Below are 17,472 nucleotides of genomic sequence, written 5' to 3' on the forward strand. Positions count from 1 at the left end.
GGAGATTTTTATTGCAGAGCCGGCCTGTTCGCGCCGGCGGCGAGATAGGCGTCTTCGGCGAGCAGCCCTGCGCCATAAACGAGGTCGAAGCCGGGCTCGCCGAGATCAATCGCCGCGGCCATGACCAGCGCGCGCATCTGCTCGGCCGCGCCGGCCCGGGGTTCGTCGAGGCGGCGCGCGAGCCAAGCTGATACCACAGGCGCGGCGTAGGATGTGCCGGCGAGACGCTCATCGGTTCCCTGCGCCTGCGGCGGCACTACGCCGACCCCGACGGCGGACACGTCCACCCCTTCGCCGCGGTTGGCCCGCTCGTAGATCCGACTTTCGCGGTCGACGGCGGTTACGCCGATCACGCCCGGATAGGCCGCCGGGTATTGCGGCGGCGCCTCGGGCCCCTGATTGCCGACCGCAGCGACCACGACATGCCCGCGTGCGAGCGCACGGGCCACGGCGCGCTCGAGCAGGCCGTTGGGCGGCCCGGCAAGGCTCATATTGACGACGGGAACGCCCTTCCCCGCCATCCAGTCAAGAGCGCGAACGACTGCCTCGACGTCAGCGAAGGCGGGCTCGCCGGAAAAGACGTCCGCGACCAACAGCCGGCCGGCGCCGTGCCGGCGCGCGAGGGCCGCCACCGCCGCGCCATGCGCGCGCGGGGTCGTCCGCTCGCCCCGGCCGAAATTCTGCTGCGCGAGGATCGCTCCGGCGAGCTCTTCGATGTCCGGATCCACGCCGGTGTCGATCACGCCGACGAGCCCGACGGCGCGCCCGTCGTCCGCAAGCCCTGCGGCAATAGGAAGGAGAGGGCGCGCAACCGCGGCGCCCTCCTGCAACTCGAACATTGCATTGGGATAATACGCGCCGTCCGGGTCGCCCCGGCGCAGACGCCGGAGGGCGCGGCGCACCGACTGGCCGCGCGGCGCGCGCAACACGTCGACCCGGATATCGAGCGACTCCAGACGCCAAGCGCGCACCGGCTCGAAACCCAGCGCACGCGCCCTCTCCAGCGACGCTGGGTTGAGATCGACGCCGACCACCTCCTCCCGGCGCACGGGAAAGTCGCGCGCGCCGAAGCTCATGCGCTCCACACTGGCGCCGAGCCGGCGCTCGGAAGCGGCCAGCGTCGCTGCGCGCGGGGCCGGCATGTCGCGCGGACCGTATTCCGGGCCCTGCATCTGAAAGCGCGACAGCCTGTCGATCCGGTCGGCGAAATCCCCGACAGGGCGCGGCTCGGTCTGGGCGCGCGCGCCCGCCAGCGCAAAACAGGCGAGGCACAACGCCGCCAACGCCCCTGCGCCAGGCCAAATCTTGCGTTCCGCTGGTTTCTTGCTCGCTCTCATGATCCGGGCCACCCCGTCTTGTGTCGCGCGCCAGCATAGCCCAAGAACAGACGGAATCGTCCCCGCCCCGTCATGAGAAATATTTTACGCGGCGATGGAATTTTTTCTTCCGCGCGTCGTAGTCGCATCGAAAGCGAATTCGCCGGCGGAAAGATTTTGGACGCGCAGCGAAAAGAGCTGGTCGACTGTATTCCGCGTCTCCGGCGGTTCGCCCTTGCGCTTGCCGGAGACCAGTCGGACGCCGATGACCTCGTGCAGGCCGCCGTAGAGCGGGCGCTGCGCCGTCTCGACGGCTTCAGGCAAGACGGAAGAATGGACAGCTGGCTGTTCAAGATCGCGCAGAATTTGTGGATCGACGGCCAGCGGGCGCGCCGGCGCCGGGGCCGGCACGTGGAGCTGGAGTTCGCCCATGATCTTGTCGGCGAGGACGGCCGCCGCGCCGCCGAACAACGCGCCGCCGTCGCCGACGCGCGCGCGGCCATCGCGCGCCTCCCGGAGGCGCAACGCCTGGTGGTCGCTTACGTGCTGGTGGACGGGCAATCCTATCGCGACGCGGCAGCCAATCTCGGCGTGCCCGTGGGCACGGTGATGAGTCGGCTCGCCCGCGCGCGCAAAACCTTGGAACAGGCCATCCTCGGAGAGGACGGGAGCGATGACCAAAATCAGCGATGAATTGCTCGCCGCCTATGCGGACGGCGAAGCGGGCATGGCGGATCGGGCGGCGGTCGAGCGCGCGCTGTCGCAGGACGCGCGCCTGCGCCGCGACCTTGAGCGCTACCGGCGCCTGCGCCAGGAGATCGACCGTAGCTTTGCGCCCGTCCTGTCTGCGCCGACGCCGACGCGCTTGCGAAAAGCGATCGAGGCCGCCGCCGAAAGGGCCGCCGCGCCGGCGGCGAGCCTCCGCAGGCGTCTCAAGCGCGACTGTTTCATCCCGGCGGCGCTCGCAGCTTCCTTCGCAGCAGGGCTTTTCCTCGGCGTCGCCCTGATGCGCGCGCCGGGAGACGACTCCCGCCTGCTTGCCGCGAGCCCTGCCCTGGCCGCGGCGCTCGATTCGCTCCACGACGCAGAAGCGATCGGCGCGGTGCGCATTCTTGCGAGCTATCGCAATAGCGAGCTTCGGGTGTGCCGGCGTTTTTCAGTTTCAGACGGGCGTCTGCCTGTCGAAGGGCTCGCCTGCTTCGCCGAGGATGGGGCTTGGCGCCTCGCAGCGCTCGAAGCAAGCGCGCCGGCGGACGCCTATCTGCCTGCCGGCGAGACAGGCGGGCTCGACCGCTTGACGGCCTTGATGCGCCCTCTTCCGCAGGACGAACTTGAAGCGTTCCTCGCCGCTCGCCGCGACCGGCCTTAGTCGCGGTTTGGGTTCCCGCCGACATCGAAATCGATAGAAAAGCGAATGCCCGCGCCGATGTCGGGACTCGCATCTGAAAGGCCGGTCACGCTGTAGGCAAGCACGCTCAGTCGCGAGTTGATCCGTGCGGAAACATAGGTAGTGACTTCGCTGATGTCGTCAGAACCGACCAGTACGGGTTCGCGCCAGTCATAAAGCGCGCCGACCGTAAACCGCCGTCCGACTGGCGCATAGGCTGCCGCCGACAGTCGCCAGCGATCCTGCAGTTCAAAGCGCGGCGTCTTGCCGACGAATGTACGCCCGCCCCCGATAACAAAACCGAATCGGCGCGTCTCATAAATGAAATCGGCCTGCATGGTTATGTCCGTGCGGCCCGTGCCTATCAGCTTGTCGACATCGCCGACGGGCAGTTTCGCCAGGACCATCGCGTCAAGATACAGGCGGTCGCGTTTAAGCTCGAGGGACCGTCCCACGCCTGCAGTGACGTCTCCAAAGCCCTTGGTGGTCGGATTAAGCCGGGGAAACAGAAAGCTGGGATCGTCTGGCAGCGAAACCAACGGTATGGCTGCAGCGTCGACGCCTTCCGGCAGGCGCAGCGCGAATACCGGCGTCGCCTGTGGATTGAACGGCGCTCCCGGCCCCGTCACCCGCACATACGGCACGGTCAGGCTGTAGGTCCAGCCGTTAACGCTGTACCGGGCCGAAATCGAAGCCATGGCGATTTCGGTTTCAGCAAAGGAGCCGTAAAGCCCTCGAGTATACTCGAAGCCGCTCGCGAGCCGCAAATTTTGCGCATCCGCAGCCGCAGGCCACATCCAGCAGGCGAATGCAAGCGCTCCGCTTGCCGCCGGCCTTTTGAGCCACCGTTTTTTCCCCACGACCGCGCGCAACAGTCAGCACCGCCTTCTTGTGCGCGTCCTTTTCGCCCCAGTCGCGCCGTCTCCCGCGCGGAATTGGACGCCGCCTTAGCTTCAGTCCTGCATAACCAAACGCCGGGGCCGCGACAAGGCGGCCCCGTGCAGTGCGAGTGCGATGCTTCCACCGTCGCTGGGGCTACGCTCAGAGCCTCACCCATTCAGTCAAAATTTGGCTAGGTCAACCGCGTTCAGCGCGCACCGTTTCGGCTTCAGCGAAAGTCCATTCGACGATATCGCTCAAAAGGGCCGAAATCGCCTGATCGAACGCAGAAGCGACCTGAGCCGCCCCTTCGTCGTCAACCGCCACCGCATGTTCAAACAGGCGGGCGGCATAGACTTCTCCGCGCCTGCTCATCAACTTCGCATAAACAGACACGGTCGCGATCGGCCGGCCGCTCGTATAATCGGCATGCATCGCGCGAATATCCGTACGCAAAATGAAATCGCTCGACGGGGAGCTCGCCAGATCGCCAACGGAAAGAATGCGCCCGCTGTTCTCGAAACTCCTGACGAGCGCAATAAGGAACAAGCGCGGCGCGCGATCGGCCCACTCGCCGCCGGCGTAATACTCGATTCTTCCAGGTGCACGCGCGAGCGCGATTTTCGTTGTGTCATAAGCACGCGTCGCCGCCGGATCGTCGACGCCCAAGCTCCAGGCGACCTGCGCCTCGCCGGCCGCGGCGAACCCCGCCGACGCCAGAACATAGCGCGGCGGCGGCGGCGCGGCTTCGGGCAGCACTGAAACGCATGCGACGAGCGTAAGCGCTGCGCCGGCGACGATACACCCTCGGATCATGGCTCAACCTCATATCGCGGGGCGGACTCTCCGAGAAGGTAGCCGCGCGGGTCGCGGTCGATCTCGCGGAGGACATGATCGAGAGAACGCATCAGCCTGCGCGCCTCGACCACGGCCGGACCGACTTGGGCGAGGCCTTCCTCCGTAAAGGCCGAAAGCGGCGCGCGATTCTCCTCAACCACGACGCGCAGCTCGTCGGCGAGCGTCCTTATGGACGCCATCGCCTCGCGCGTTTCTGCAAGCGTCGCGGGCGCGTCATTTCCAATTAGCTTTTCTATTTCGTCGGCCGCTCGGCGAAGCCTGTCGCTCGCTTCGGCCATGTCCTCCATCATCGCGGCGAAGTTGGCGATCGATTCGCCTATCTTGTCTTCCTGCTTGGCGAGAACCCCGGTGAAAACATCGATGTTTCCGATAATTCGACTGAAGGCTTCGATGTTATCCTCCGCTAGCAGAAGGTTTATGGCGGCGACGATGTCGCTGCTGCCTTCGATTATTGCGGCGAAACCGGAAGCGTCCGCCCTGATGCGAGGAATCCCGCGCTGGACATCCTTGAGAAGCGGCGCGTCTGGACTCCCGCCGACGAGCTGAATCACCGCGAGTCCCGTGAACCCAACCAATTCCAGTTCGGCCCGCGTATCCGTTTTCACAGGCGTATCGTTGTCCACTCTGATGCGCGCGACGACGATCGAAGGATCGTCCGGATCGATGTTGAGTTCGCGAACCTCGCCTTTTTGAATGCCGTTGAACCGCACCGCGGCGCCGACCGAAAGCCCAGAGACGCGATCCGTGAAAATGACATCGTACTCGTCGAACTCGCGCTGGGTCTGTCCGAGCCACAGAATGAATAGAAACGCGAGCGCCACCGCGCTCAGCACGAAAGCGCCGATCAAAACGTAATGCGCCCGAGTCTCCATCCGCTCACTGCGCCTCTTGTCTCGCCGCGTCCGCGCCGACGCCCTTAGAAGCCAGCGCCGCCCGGCCCCGCACGCCCCCGAAATACTCCTGGATCCACGGATGCGGATTGGCGCGCACCTCACATATCGACCCGCATGCGATCACCCGTTTCTCCGCCAGCACTGCGACGCGGTCGCAGGCTGCGTGAAGCGTATCGAGGTCATGCGTAACCATAAACACGGTTAACCCTAAGGATCTCTTTAGATTTACGATCAGCTCGTCGAACTTCGCAGCGCCGATCGGGTCGAGCCCCGCCGTCGGTTCGTCCAGAAACAGAAGCTCGGGATCGAGCGCCAGCGCCCGGGCGAGCGCGGCGCGCTTCTGCATCCCTCCCGACAACTCCGCCGGATATTTCGCGCCGGCGTCCGCCGGCAAGCCGGCCATGGAGATCTTCATCGCAGCGATGTCGACCGCGAGCGCCCGCGGCGGATGCAGATGCTCCATGATCGGCGCCATGACGTTCTGGGCGACCGTCAGGGACGAGAACAGCGCGCCGGCCTGAAACAATACGCCCCAACGTCGTTCGACGCCGAGTCTGGTCTCCTCATCAGCTTCAAGATAATCCACGCCAAAGACCCGGATCGAGCCGGCGCTCGGACGCTTCAGGCCGATGATGGCGCGCATCAGCACGGACTTTCCGGTTCCGGAGCCTCCCACGACCCCGAGTATTTCGCCCTGATGAACGTCCAGATCGAGATTCTCGTGGATGACCGTATCGCCGAACTGGGTCTTGAGCCCGCGAACCTCGATCACCTTTTCCGTATGGGAACCGTTCTCCGTCAAAAGTCGATCTCCAGAAAAAACATAGCGAAAAACGCGTCCAGCAGGATGACTAGAAACAACGCCTGGACGACAGACAGCGTGACGCGCTGGCCGAGAGATTCGGCGCTGCCCTTGACCTCCGTGCCCTGAAAACAACCGATGATGGCGATGGCGAAGGCGAAGAAAGGCGCCTTGATGATTCCGGCCCAGAAATTCGACATCACGATCGTCTCCTGCATGCGGGTGATGAAAAGAACGGGCGAGATTCCCAACGAACTCCACGCCACCAATCCGCCGCCGATAAGACCGAGCATAGCGGCCAGAAAAGCAAGCGCCGGCAGCATGATGACGAGCGCGAACAGGCGCGGCAGGACGAGCACCTCCATCGGATCGAGACCAAGAACCCGCAGGGCGTCGATCTCTTCGCGTATTTTCATCGTGCCGATCTGAGCGGTGAACGCGCTGCCGGACCGGCCGGCGATAAGGATCGCCGCCAGCAGCACGCCGAATTCGCGCAGAACCGAGATGCCGACGAGTTCGACGGTGAATATCTCCGCTCCGAACTGGCGCAGAATTTTTGCGCCCATGAACGCCACCACCGCGCCGATGAGAAACGACATAAGGCCGATGATAGGCACCGCGTTCAGGCCGGCCTCCTCCATGTGATAGACCACCGACGTCCAACGGATGCGGGAAGGATTAGCCATCACGCGCGCGGCGCTCGAGAGGGCGAAACCAACAAAGCTCAGAACTTCGAGCGAGGCGAAATAGGCTTCCACCGCGCCCTGGCCTAGCCGGTTGAGCATTGCGACGAAAGCGTTCCCGCGCGCCGGTTCGACCGGACAGGGAACGATATGTTCGCCAACCTGCTCAAGCAGCGCCGCATGGGGCGGGGCCGCGCCGATGATTCGCGAACGCTCGCCGCGAGTCTGACAGGCCCGAAGCACGCGCTGCAGGACCATTGCGCCCGCGGTATCCATCCGTTCGACCGCCGAGACGTCGATCAGAAGATCGCGTCCCATCGAATCGTCTTCGAAATCGCGCAACGCCCCATCGATCTGGCCAAGGTTGGGCGCGCGCCAATCGCCCTTGGCGACTAGCTTGAGCAGATCGCCCTCGATATCGATGTCGAACAGCGTCTGAACAGCCGACATGAGGCGCCCTCCCTAGCAGGCGTCGCGACGGCGGCGCCCGGATTGCATTGGTAAGCCTTAACCTAGGATACTAAAATCATCCTGAAGGCGCGTTGCGCCGAACGCGCTGCGACGACTCGGGTATAGGTTCGCCGAGGCGGCCGGCGTTGGGGCCGAGGGAGCGGGACGACGTGGCGATAAATATGTTTGCGGCGCGGTTTCGCTGGCTCACGGCCCTGCCGCTTTTGTTCGTGATTCTCGCGCTCGCCGTGATCGCCGTAGGGACTTTGTCCGGCGCGCATTCTCCGAAGGCCGCTACACGAGAGAAATTATTTGATTTTTATCAGAGGGTTATCCCATCTTCTTCAAGTACGCCACAGCCTTTTCACATTATAACGATAGACCGGGAGAGCCTAGATCGGATCGGTCCCTGGCCCTGGCCGAGAACCATCCTCGCCGATCTTGTCGATAAAGCCAGCGCCGCCGGCGCGCGCGGCGTTCTTCTGGTCGAGCCGGTCGACGCGCCGGATCCGCTTTCGCCGGAGACCATTGGCGATTTCTGGCTCGGCGGTACCCGCGACGAGGAACTCGCCCGCCAGCTCGCATTGCTGCCGAGCACGGATGCTGCGCTGGCCGCAGCCTTGACGCGAACCCGCGGGGCGGCGGCGATCGCTGAGAGCGCTAGCGCCGAGGCGTTGGGCGCGCAGCGCGCCGATATGCGGGGGGTCGAATGGCTCAGGCTGAAAGGAGGGGACGGCGATTATCTCGCCCTCCCCGGCGCGCGCCCGCGTTTTGAGATCAACGACGTTCTTGCAAGATCGACTCGCCTTGCAATTGCTGCGCTGGAGCCTGACGGCGACGGCGTGCTCCGGCGCGTCACGCTTCTCTGGTCGCGCGCCGGACGCCCTGCGCCGTCGCTGGCTCTCCAAGCCGCCCTGATCGCCAGCGACGCGGATACGGCGACGGTAATAGCCGATCCTTCCGCCGTGGCCCTGACGGGGAGACTCCCGCGCATGTTGGAGATTTCCGGCCGCACGCTTCCTCTAGGACCGGACGCCGCGCTGCGCCTTTATCCTTCGCGTCAGACGCACGCGCCCGAAACGCCGGCCTGGCGCCTGCTCGAACCCGCCGCTTCCAACGCGCAGCTTCGTGGCGCGGTGGTGCTCATCGGCCTGGACGTCGCGCAGGGCGCAGCCGTCAAAACCCCGCGCGGAACGCTGTCGCGTGCCCAGGCGCACGCGATGATCGCGCGTCAGATCGTCAGCGGCAAGGGCCTCACACGACCCCGTTGGGCGGGATATGTCGAAGCGGTCGCCGTGATGCTTCTCGGGGCGGCGGCGATCATGTGGTCGCAGCGCTTCGACTTCTGGAAGGCCGTAGGCGTGGCCGCCTTGTGCTCGCTAGTTCTCCTCGCCGCCTCGGTCGCGGCGTTCGTTTTCGCCGACATGCTGCTCAATCCGCTACCGCCCGCGCTCGCCCTGTTCCTCGGCGCATTCTCTGTGGCGGGAGGTCGCTCCCTTGGCGTCGTCTTGCGCGACGACACCGTACGCGGATCGTTTCACGACTCCTTGCCCGAACCGACCATGAAGAGGCTGCGGGAGGAAGGCGCTGCGGAAATCCTCGACGGAGACCATCGCCCGATAACCGTGCTCGCCTGCGAACTGAAACTGGCGGATGACGATATGGCCAAGCTCGCGGCGACGCCAGACGACGCCACCAAACTCATCGCCGCGGCCTGCGAGGATCTGCGCAAGACCATCATCGAGACGGGCGGCGCGGTCGAACAAGCTCAGGGCGGGAAACTGTTCGCCTATTTCAACGCCCCGCTGCAGAACGCCGACCATATTGAAGCGGCCTGCGCCAGCGCGTTGCGCCTCATCGAAAGCATGGACAAGGTCAACGCAGAGCTCGAAGCGTCATCGCGCAGCCGGGACGTGCAGGTGCACTTAGCTATCGGCATCGCCTCAGGCAATTGCTTTGTCGGCCCGATGGGACACGGTCGACGCAACCGTTATTCGGCGATCGGGCCTGCAGTCAATTCCGCCGCGTTTTTGCGCAGCCAAGCCGAGGTCTATGGCCCAGCCATCATCTGCGACGAGACAGTCTACCGCAAGTCGCACCATCATTTCGCGTTTCTGGAACTCGATCGTCTGAAAACGAATTTCTGGGAGAAGCCCATGAGCGTCTATGCGCTCGTCGGCAATCCGTTCATCAAGTCGAGCAAGAGCTACCGCACGCTCGAGGAAAACCATCGCAAGCTGCTCGCCGCCTATCGCGCGGGCGACTGGGCGACAGCGCGCGCCATGCACGCAAAAGTCAAGGAATCTCCAGGCTCGAACATCGCTCTGTTTGACATTTACGAAGAACGCATCCGAAAGATGGCCGAGGAAGGCGCGCCAGCCGACTGGGACGGCGCGCACCGGGCGCATGTCTGAAACTCAGTCGAACAGCTTTTCGCCGCGCCACATACGCGACAACAGCAACGCAAGCGACAGCCCTGCGCCCGCGATTCCCGCCATCGCGACATAAGCGGCGGACGCGCCGTAGCCGGCGAAGATATAGCCCGCGATTACCGTCGCCAAGCCGGTCAACGCGCCCACCCCTGTCGTCGAATGAAGCGTCATCGCCGTGTTTACGAGGCGTCTCGGTATCGCCCGGTCGACAAACTCTATCGTTCCTACATAGGTCGCGCCGAAGGTCAGCGCGTGCAGGGACTGCACGCAGAAAAGCAGCGGCAGAGCCGGCTCTGCAGCCGTCAGAAGCCAGCGGAAGACCGCGCCGCCGACGCCGAACGCGATAAGATGGTGACGCCGGCCACGATCGCAGGCTTGAATGTGGAGACCGCCAGAAGAGCAGCCCCCGACGCAAACAGAAAGGCGATGAGCCGCAAGACGCGTCGTTCATCGGCCTGCCCATCCGCCCAGAAAGCGACCGGCGGTCGGAGAGCGAGCCTCAACGCCAGCGCCGCTCCCGTAACAAGGCCGATTTCCTGCGGAGAGAAGCCGCGCAAGACCAGCCATCCTGACAGAAAGGGCAGCTGCACGCCCAACAGGATGAACTTGCCGCTATAAAACGCCGCGTAGGAGATTTGCGTCCGGCTGCGCATGCCTCGCCGATCAAAGCTGATATGGGGCCGACGCTCTGCGTCTATGCAGAAATCATAACTAAAGAAAACAGAGCGCCCCCACCGGCCGGCGCGCCTGATCTGGCGGCGCGGTCCCGCCATTCAACTGCGTAGGAGGAGCGTTAGAGGAGTGTTACGGCGGATAACACCTTAGAATGAGCCGCCGAATCCGTCAGGACGCAGATCGTGTCCTGCATAGGTCGATGTGCGATCTTGGGCGACAGCTTCGGCCAGCCTATCAGCTGCGACTCCAACCTCCGCGATCGCCGCGTTGAAGGCGCCTTTCACCGTATGAACGGTTTCCGCATCCACCGCGTCGTTTTCGCTCGACAGCATTTTGAGAGCGGCGACATATATGTCGCGAGCCTCGCGCAGCTCGCCGATCGCCGCCTCGACGACAGAAACGTCAGAAACTGTAGGGCGGATGGAGTCCGCCGCCGCCGCCGCCGCGAAAGCCAATCCGCGCGCCGCTTCGAGGTGCGCCTGCGCGTCAGAGATGACCTGGGCCAATCGCGCGTCCGTATTGTTAGCCAAACTGGAAAGATAAATTTCGACCGCTTGGCTTTGCGTCATGCGATCGCTGCTGACCACCCCGACGCTCAGAATCTCGACCAAAGACGCTCGCTCGGGTTTGGGCCATTTGACGCGCCCGACCGCGGCGGCGGCCTCCACAAGCGCAGTTCGTTCGACGGCGGCTTCACGTCGCGCGACCGCGCTTTCGCTGGAGATAACCGTTGCGCAACCTGAAGCTGAAATCAACACGGCCGCCGCCCCCAACGCCAAGCGGCCGTTACGCCACACGCCCCTCATCGGCGCCCCGCTCCTCTCTAGAACCTTCCGCGGCGCCCATCCGCGCAGAGGTCCTTGATTACCTGACCAACCCCCTGTTTAACGGATAGCACGCTCAGCCGCCCAGTGTCAGTAAGGAAATGATAGAACGCCTTAATTTGTATCCGCCAATTGAACCTTTCGAGACGGGTTTCCTGAAAGTCTCCGACCTTCATGAGATCTACTACGAGGTTTCCGGCGCGCCCGACGGCAAGCCCGTGGTCGTATGCCATGGCGGGCCGGGGGGCGGGTCGACGCCGTCGATGCGCCGATATTTCGACCCGAGGATCTACAGGATCGTGGTCTTCGACCAGCGCGGCTGCGGCCGCTCCACGCCGCGTGCGGAGCTGCGGGAGAACACGACCTGGCATCTGGTCGAGGATATGGAGAAACTGCGCGAGCGCCTGGGGATCCAGCGCTGGCAGGTGTTCGGCGGCTCCTGGGGCTCGACCCTGGCGCTGTCTTACGCCCAGACGCACCCCGAAAGAGTGACCGAACTGGTGCTGCGCGGGATCTTCACGCTGCGCCGGGACGAGTTACGCTGGTTCTATCAGGAAGGCGCGAACTGGCTTTATCCCGACGCGTGGGAAGACTTTCTGCGGCCGATCCCAGAAGATGAGCGAAGCGACCTCATCGCCGCCTATTACCGGCGCCTGACTGGAGATGACGAAGCGGCGAGACTGGCCGCCGCCAAAGCGTGGAGCGTATGGGAAGGCGGCACAGTATCCCTGTTTCCCTCCGCAGAGCGCATCGCCAGCTTCGGCGGCGACGACTTCGCCCTCGCCTTCGCGCGGATCGAGTGCCACTACTTTATCAATGGCGGCTTTTTCGAGCGTGATGACCAGATCATCGCGAATATCGGGAGCGTGCGCGACACCCCGGCCGTCATCGTGCAGGGCAGATACGACGTGGTAACGCCCATGAAAACTGCCTGGGAACTCCACAAGGCCTGGCCGGAGGCGGAATTCGTCCTCGTGCAGGACGCCGGCCACGCCGCCAGCGAGCCTGGCATAATCGACGCGCTTGTGCGCGCCACGAACAGGTTCGGCGCGCGCTGAACCGCCCTTGCTGTCGGCGGCTCAAAAAAGGCGGGGCCGCAATCCCGCCTTTTTGATGATCCGGGCATTTTGCGGCGGTCAACCGCCAAGCAGGGGCGCCACGACGACCGAGTAGATGATCACGGCGCCGATGCCGATCGGACAGATGTAGCGGATCAGAAAACGCCAGCGCCGGAACCAGCGCTCCGACTTGAAGCCCAGTTCTTCCCGCGCGGCGGAGGCTGACACGACCCAGCCGGCGAAAACGGCCGTGATAAACCCGGCGATCGGCAGAATATAATCAGTCAGTCTGCTGAGGAAATCCAGAAGCACGAGGCCGGAGAATTGCGGAACGCCGTCGAGGGGCCGCCAGGTATTGAAGAACCCCGCCTGATCTGCGCCGTCTGGGCCGACCGTCGGCACCTGCGACAGGGCGTTTGCCACGCCCACCGCAAAGGCTACGAGGCCTAGCAGAATAGCGATAATCGTACGCTGACGTCCCTTCTGCTGATCCTCGAACCAGCGCGTCGACGCCTCAAGCAGGGCGATGGAGGACGTGATGGCCGCAAACAGCGCGAGCACGAAGAAAATCAATCCGAAGAGGCCGCCTGCGGGCATCTGCTGGAAGGCAAGGGGCAAGGTCTGGAACATCAAAGTCGGCCCCTGCCCAGGATTGAGGCCCACCTGAAAAACGATGGGAAAAATCGCCAGCCCGGCCAGGATGCCGACGCCTGTGTCCGATAGGCCGATGAATCGCGACGAGCGCGGAATATCCTGATCCTTCTCCATATAAGCTCCGTAAGTCATCATCAGCGCTGAGCCGAGACCGATGGAGAAGAATGCCTGTCCCAGCGCGGCCGAGATTACTGAGCCGTCAGCAAGGCCTTGGAGCAGCCCCTGCTCCCCGCCCAGACGCACGCCTAGAAGAAAATCGAGTCCGCGCCCGCGATCGCCCGTCACCAGCGCGAAGCCGACCAGCACCAATAGCATGACGAAAAATGCCGGCATCAGCAGCGACGTAACCCTTTCAATGCCGCCTTTCACGCCGCGGGCGACGATGAACACCGTCATCGTCATAAACGCCGCGTGATAGAAGATCATTCGTCCCGGATCATTAAGCAGGTCGATCAGCTTAGAATTCACGGCCTCCTGGCTTTCGCCGGCGAATGCGCCTGCGGCGAGGCCGACCGCGCCCTTCGAAGCGAAGGTCTGGATCAGATCGCCGCCGATCATGACGATATAGGCGATCACCCAGCCGGCGATGACCGAATAGTAGGTCAGGATGATGAACGAGCCGATCATCCCCAACCAGGACTGCAAGGCCCACCACGACGATCGCCCCTCCGCCTTGGCTAGAACGACGACGCTGCCCACCGCCGAGCGCCGACCCCGGCGGCCGATGAACAGCTCGGCCGCCAGCACCGGCAGACCGATCAGTACGACGCACAGCACGTAGAGGATCACGAAAGCGCCGCCCCCGTTCTCCCCTGCGACATAGGGGAACCGCCACAGATTGCCGAGTCCGACCGAGGATCCGATCGCCGCCAGAATAAAGGCCGCCCGCGACGACCAACGCGCGTCGCCCGCATCGCTCTGAATCGCCAAATTCCCCTCCTAGACGGTTGCTTGGTTTAGGTTTTCGCCCTCATCGCGATTTTAGACAAATCTTTACGAATCTTAGCAAATCTTCTTGAAGGAGGATGGGGGCATCCGTGGGGACGGATGTTTAGCCTGTGCAGAGGGACGGCGCAATGAACACTGCAAATGTCGCGGCCCCCGCGGGCAGAGCGGGTTGCAAAGCCATAATCGATACAAGTCAGATAGACGGTCTGGTCGAAGCCGCAGGCCCGGAGGGCGCCGCAGAAATCCTGGCGGCATTCTGGCGCTCGACCGACGAGCTTCTGGCGCGTCTCGCCCGGCAGCTGAAAGAACAGGACGTCGAAGAAGCCTCCCGCACGGCTCATGCGCTAAAGGGCTCGGCGCTGAACGTCGGCGCCGCCAAGTTTTCCGATCTCGCTCGGGCCATTGAGGAGGGTTGTCGCGCCGGCGATCCGGACAAAGCGCTTGCCCTGCTGGATCAGACCGATGCGCTGCGCACCGAAACGAAAGCCGCTTTTGCGCGCCGACTCGACCGATGAATCCAGCGCACCGATTCCGGAGGGCTATAAGCTCCCCCTTCCGCTGAAAGCGTCCTGCTCCCGGCTGACATAAGCGCTCATCAACAGACCGAAGCCCGCCATGATGGTGAGCATCACCGTACCGCCATAAGAAACGAGGGGCAGCGGCACGCCGACGACCGGCGCGAGCCCCATCACCATCCCGGTATTGATGAGAACATACAGCGAGAAAGTAACGATGACGCCGAGCGATGCAAGACGCGCGAAATGCGTCTTGGCGCCGAGCGCGATGTTGATGCCGATCATGATGACCGCGTAATAAAGCAGCAAGAGCCCGATCGCCCCGACGAAACCGAATTCCTCTCCGAAGATGGTGAAGATGAAGTCCGTCTGCATCTCCGGCAAAAATTTGAGCTGGCTCTGTGTGCCCAACATGTAGCCTTTTCCATCGAGACCGCCTGAACCGAGCGCGATTTTGGATTGCAGCAGGTGATAGCCCTTGCCAAGCGGATCGCGGTCCGGATCAAGAAAGGTCAAAATACGTTCGACCTGATATTGCTTGAGAATCCCGAAGCGATAAGCTGCCACGCCAGCCACAAAAGCACCAATGACGCCGATAATGCCGATGCGCCAGCTGAGGCCTGCTAAGAACACGATCGCCGCTCCCGTCGCCCCGATGAGAATCGCCGTGCCGAGATCCGGCTGCATGAACACGAGGGCGACTGGCGCGCCGATCATCACAAGGGGCGGAACCAGATAGAGCGGCTGCGAGACCTGTTCTGCGCGCAATCCGTGATAGTAACGGGCCAATCCCAGCACTAGGGCGAGTTTCATCAGCTCGGAAGGCTGAAACTGGAATCCGCCCACCTCAATCCAGCGTTGCGCGCCCATGTTGACCACGCCGATGAAAGGCACGGCCGCCAGCGCCGCCAACGCGAAGAAATAGACCGGATAAGCGAGCGTCATCCAGTGCCGCATGGCGACCATCGCCATCACGAGGAGCAGGCAGAGCGAAACAGCGAAGCGGATCAGATGCTTTAAGGCCCAAGGCTGCCATGAACCTTCCGCCGCCGAATAAAGCGTAACGACGCCGGCGCCGGCGACCATCGTCAGCAGAATGATAAGCGGCCAGTGCACTCGCGACAGACGCTCGCGCAAGCCCCGCTTCCCGCCAGGAAGAATAATCGTCGCCATCGACTATCCCTCCCTTGAGCGTTCAGGCGTCTGAGCAACCACGCGGGGATCGTAAGCCGGCCGCGCGGCCGGGTCTTTGGTCATGACCGCACGCATGATCTCTCGCGCCTTGGGGCCCGCCATGCGCGCCCCGCCGATGCCGTGCTCGACGACGACGGCGCAGGCGTAACGAGGATTATCGAAAGGAGCGTAACAGACGAATAGAGCGTGATCTCGCCGCTCCCACGGCAGGTCCTCTGGATCAGTGAGGCCGCGCGCGCGCTCCTCCGCCGTAATCTGGTAAACCTGACTCGTGCCTGTCTTGCCGGCCAGACGCCAGTCGGGATTATCAAGCCGCGAACGATACGCCGTTCCGCCCGGCTCGTTCGTCACTGCGTCCATGCCGACGCGCACGATGTCGAAATAGGCCGGATCTATGCCGAGGGGCGCGGCCGGCTGCGGCGGCGCGGCGATGTCGCCGAGCACCCGGACGATACGCGGGCGAACCTCCCTGCCCGTAGCAATGCGCGCCGTCATGACGGCGAGCTGCAAGGGCGTGGAGGTTACATAGCCCTGTCCGATAATGACCGAGAGCGTCTCTCCCTGGAACCATGGCTGGTTTTCCGGGCGGCCGGCGAAGAATCTGCGCTTCCACTCGCGGCTCGGCACCACGCCCTCGCGCTGGCCGGGAATGCCGAGCTCGAAGGTCTGCCCCAAACCGAGTTTCTTCGCGACATCGGCGATGATGTCGACGTCAATATCCTTGGCGATCGTATAGTAGAAGACATCGCAGGAATGCTTGATCGATCCTTTCATGTCGACCCAGCCATGGCCTTCCCGCTTCCAGCAATGGAAATAACGGTTGCCGTACCAAAGCCTGCCTGGGCAGTGCGCCCGAAAACCGGGCTTATAGCCGGCGATCTGCGCTGCAACGGCGCTGACCAACTTGAAGGTGGAGCCAGGAGGATAGACGCCTGACAAAGGCTTGTTCAGAAGAGGCTTGTACGGACTTTCGTTAAGCGCGCGCCATTCCTGCGGCGAGATTCCGATGTTGAACGCGTTCGGATCGAAAGCCGGCGTCGACGCGAGGACGAGGATATCGCCAGTCACGACATCCATCACCACGGCGGCAGCGCTTTCCCCCTCAAGCTCTTTCATTGCAGCGAGTTGCAGGTCGGCGTCGATAGTCAGCGCCAACGTTTCGCCCTGCACCGGCGGGATCGCCTGGTCTTTCAGTTCCTCGATCACGCGGCCATAGGCGTTGACCTTGACGTTCATTGAGCCCGCAGCGCCGCGCAATTCCTTGTCGTAAGTGCGCTCCAGACCCTCGCGCCCGACCTTGAAGCCTGGCTGGCGCAAAAGGATCCGCTCTTCTTCGCTTTTAGCCTGAGAAAGATCGCTTTCGGTTACGGCCCCGACATATCCGACTACGAACGCTGCGGCTTCGCCGTAAGGATAATCCCTAGTTTCCCCGACATCGGGCAGAATGCCCGGCAAATAAGGCAATTGGAAATTGATCTTAGAAAACTGATCCCAGCTCAGATTGTTTTCTATTTCAATTGGGATGAACGGCGCGCGTCGGCGGATCTGCCGCATGATACGCGTGCGTTTTTCTTCTGAAATATTGATGATCTCAGAAATGGCGTCAAGCGCGCCCTCGACGTCGCGGGTCTGTTCAGGCACAAATAGCACGCGAAAGTTCTTCCGATTGGACGCGAGCGGTTTGCCGAACCGGTCGACGATCTCGCCGCGCAGCGGCGTGATTATCCTGCGATTGAACTGATTGTCCTGCGCCAGTTCGACATAACGATCATGGTCGAGAATCTGAAGCTGGTATAGCCGCCCTCCCACGACGACGAGCCCGAGGCTGACTGCGCCGCCGAACAAGAAGGCGCGCCGATTTAAGATTTCCTGTCGTTCTGGATCGTGGACGTTGATGCGCACGG

At 63.2% G+C, this 17,472-nt stretch carries 17 protein-coding genes; 5 read left to right on the forward strand and 12 right to left on the reverse strand.

What is annotated here, in order from left to right; translation table 11 throughout:
- Positions 1–8: 8 nt before the first annotated feature.
- Complete coding sequence (locus CHB64_RS07355) at positions 9–1,337, reverse strand: S8 family serine peptidase (RefSeq protein ID WP_089411927.1); 1,329 nt, start codon at positions 1,335–1,337, stop codon at positions 9–11.
- A 156-nt stretch (positions 1,338–1,493) separates the two neighbouring features.
- Between CHB64_RS07355 and CHB64_RS07360 the strand changes: the two genes are divergently transcribed.
- A complete protein-coding gene (locus CHB64_RS07360) occupies positions 1,494–2,009 on the forward strand; it encodes an RNA polymerase sigma factor (RefSeq protein WP_200815271.1) in 516 nt (171 codons plus the stop codon).
- Positions 1,990–2,685, forward strand: coding sequence for an anti-sigma factor family protein (locus CHB64_RS07365; RefSeq protein ID WP_089411929.1), 696 nt, complete (start codon positions 1,990–1,992; stop codon positions 2,683–2,685). The genes CHB64_RS07360 and CHB64_RS07365 overlap by 20 nt, the downstream gene beginning before the upstream one ends.
- On the opposite strand, the gene CHB64_RS07370 is transcribed toward CHB64_RS07365, so the two are convergent.
- The 5 genes from CHB64_RS07370 to CHB64_RS07390 form a co-directional block, all read right to left on the reverse strand.
- Positions 2,682–3,575 carry a hypothetical protein gene (locus CHB64_RS07370; RefSeq protein ID WP_089411930.1) on the reverse strand — a complete coding sequence of 298 codons (894 nt, stop codon included), beginning with the start codon at positions 3,573–3,575 and terminating at the stop codon, positions 2,682–2,684. The two genes, CHB64_RS07365 and CHB64_RS07370, sit on opposite strands and share 4 nt — an antisense overlap.
- Before the next feature lie 205 nt (positions 3,576–3,780).
- Complete coding sequence (locus tag CHB64_RS07375; RefSeq protein ID WP_089411931.1) at positions 3,781–4,398, reverse strand: ABC-type transport auxiliary lipoprotein family protein; 618 nt, start codon at positions 4,396–4,398, stop codon at positions 3,781–3,783.
- Positions 4,395–5,312 (reverse strand): MlaD family protein, encoded by a 918-nt coding sequence (locus CHB64_RS07380; protein WP_089411932.1) that lies wholly within the window; start codon positions 5,310–5,312, stop codon positions 4,395–4,397. The genes CHB64_RS07375 and CHB64_RS07380 overlap by 4 nt, the downstream gene beginning before the upstream one ends.
- Before the next feature lie 4 nt (positions 5,313–5,316).
- On the reverse strand, positions 5,317–6,135 hold the full coding sequence (locus CHB64_RS07385; RefSeq protein ID WP_089411933.1) for an ABC transporter ATP-binding protein: 819 nt from the start codon (positions 6,133–6,135) through the stop codon (positions 5,317–5,319).
- Positions 6,132–7,268, reverse strand: a complete 1,137-nt coding sequence (locus CHB64_RS07390; protein ID WP_089411934.1) for an MlaE family lipid ABC transporter permease subunit — start codon at positions 7,266–7,268, stop codon at positions 6,132–6,134. The genes CHB64_RS07385 and CHB64_RS07390 overlap by 4 nt, the downstream gene beginning before the upstream one ends.
- A gap of 170 nt (positions 7,269–7,438) precedes the next feature.
- Between CHB64_RS07390 and CHB64_RS07395 the strand changes: the two genes are divergently transcribed.
- Positions 7,439–9,682 carry a CHASE2 domain-containing protein gene (locus CHB64_RS07395; RefSeq protein ID WP_143265959.1) on the forward strand — a complete coding sequence of 748 codons (2,244 nt, stop codon included), beginning with the start codon at positions 7,439–7,441 and terminating at the stop codon, positions 9,680–9,682.
- Positions 9,683–9,685: 3 nt separating this feature from the next.
- On the opposite strand, the gene CHB64_RS07400 is transcribed toward CHB64_RS07395, so the two are convergent.
- The 3 genes from CHB64_RS07400 to CHB64_RS07410 form a co-directional block, all read right to left on the reverse strand.
- Positions 9,686–10,081, reverse strand: coding sequence for an MFS transporter (locus tag CHB64_RS07400; RefSeq protein WP_143265960.1), 396 nt, complete (start codon positions 10,079–10,081; stop codon positions 9,686–9,688).
- A complete protein-coding gene (locus tag CHB64_RS07405) occupies positions 10,003–10,353 on the reverse strand; it encodes an MFS transporter (RefSeq protein ID WP_089411937.1) in 351 nt (116 codons plus the stop codon). The genes CHB64_RS07400 and CHB64_RS07405 overlap by 79 nt, the downstream gene beginning before the upstream one ends.
- A gap of 168 nt (positions 10,354–10,521) precedes the next feature.
- Entirely contained in the window at positions 10,522–11,043 is a 522-nt protein-coding gene (locus tag CHB64_RS07410; protein WP_089411938.1) for a hypothetical protein, read from the reverse strand.
- Between the two features lie 257 nt (positions 11,044–11,300).
- Here CHB64_RS07410 and pip point away from each other — a divergent pair, with 257 nt between their 5' ends.
- Complete coding sequence (pip, locus tag CHB64_RS07415) at positions 11,301–12,257, forward strand: prolyl aminopeptidase (protein ID WP_089411939.1); 957 nt, start codon at positions 11,301–11,303, stop codon at positions 12,255–12,257.
- A gap of 78 nt (positions 12,258–12,335) precedes the next feature.
- On the opposite strand, the gene CHB64_RS07420 is transcribed toward pip, so the two are convergent.
- Entirely contained in the window at positions 12,336–13,841 is a 1,506-nt protein-coding gene (locus CHB64_RS07420) for a sodium-dependent transporter (RefSeq protein WP_089411940.1), read from the reverse strand.
- A gap of 146 nt (positions 13,842–13,987) precedes the next feature.
- Between CHB64_RS07420 and CHB64_RS07425 the strand changes: the two genes are divergently transcribed.
- A complete protein-coding gene (locus CHB64_RS07425; protein WP_089411941.1) occupies positions 13,988–14,374 on the forward strand; it encodes an Hpt domain-containing protein in 387 nt (128 codons plus the stop codon).
- Positions 14,375–14,398: 24 nt separating this feature from the next.
- On the opposite strand, the gene rodA is transcribed toward CHB64_RS07425, so the two are convergent.
- Complete coding sequence (gene rodA / locus CHB64_RS07430) at positions 14,399–15,547, reverse strand: rod shape-determining protein RodA (protein WP_183234014.1); 1,149 nt, start codon at positions 15,545–15,547, stop codon at positions 14,399–14,401.
- Between the two features lie 3 nt (positions 15,548–15,550).
- The gene (mrdA, locus tag CHB64_RS07435; RefSeq protein WP_159462439.1) at positions 15,551–17,470 is read right to left on the reverse strand and encodes a penicillin-binding protein 2; all 1,920 of its coding nucleotides are present in this window, start codon (positions 17,468–17,470) and stop codon (positions 15,551–15,553) included.
- Positions 17,471–17,472 lie beyond the last annotated feature (2 nt).

Source organism: Amphiplicatus metriothermophilus (assembly GCF_900199215.1).
GTDB lineage: Bacteria > Pseudomonadota > Alphaproteobacteria > Caulobacterales > Parvularculaceae > Amphiplicatus > Amphiplicatus metriothermophilus.

Bases quoted from the DNA above. Each gene is read 5' to 3' on its own strand.
- CHB64_RS07355 (WP_089411927.1), bottom strand. From the start codon at position 1,337: ATGAGAGCGAGCAAGAAACCAGCGGAACGCAAGATTTGGCCTGGCGCA.
- CHB64_RS07365 (WP_089411929.1), top strand. From the start codon at position 1,990: ATGACCAAAATCAGCGATGAATTGCTCGCCGCCTATGCGGACGGCGAA.
- CHB64_RS07380 (WP_089411932.1), bottom strand. From the start codon at position 5,312: ATGGAGACTCGGGCGCATTACGTTTTGATCGGCGCTTTCGTGCTGAGC.
- rodA (WP_183234014.1), bottom strand. From the start codon at position 15,547: ATGGCGACGATTATTCTTCCTGGCGGGAAGCGGGGCTTGCGCGAGCGT.
- CHB64_RS07405 (WP_089411937.1), bottom strand. From the start codon at position 10,353: ATGCGCAGCCGGACGCAAATCTCCTACGCGGCGTTTTATAGCGGCAAG.
- CHB64_RS07425 (WP_089411941.1), top strand. From the start codon at position 13,988: ATGAACACTGCAAATGTCGCGGCCCCCGCGGGCAGAGCGGGTTGCAAA.
- CHB64_RS07375 (WP_089411931.1), bottom strand. From the start codon at position 4,398: ATGATCCGAGGGTGTATCGTCGCCGGCGCAGCGCTTACGCTCGTCGCA.
- pip (WP_089411939.1), top strand. From the start codon at position 11,301: ATGATAGAACGCCTTAATTTGTATCCGCCAATTGAACCTTTCGAGACG.
- CHB64_RS07390 (WP_089411934.1), bottom strand. From the start codon at position 7,268: ATGTCGGCTGTTCAGACGCTGTTCGACATCGATATCGAGGGCGATCTG.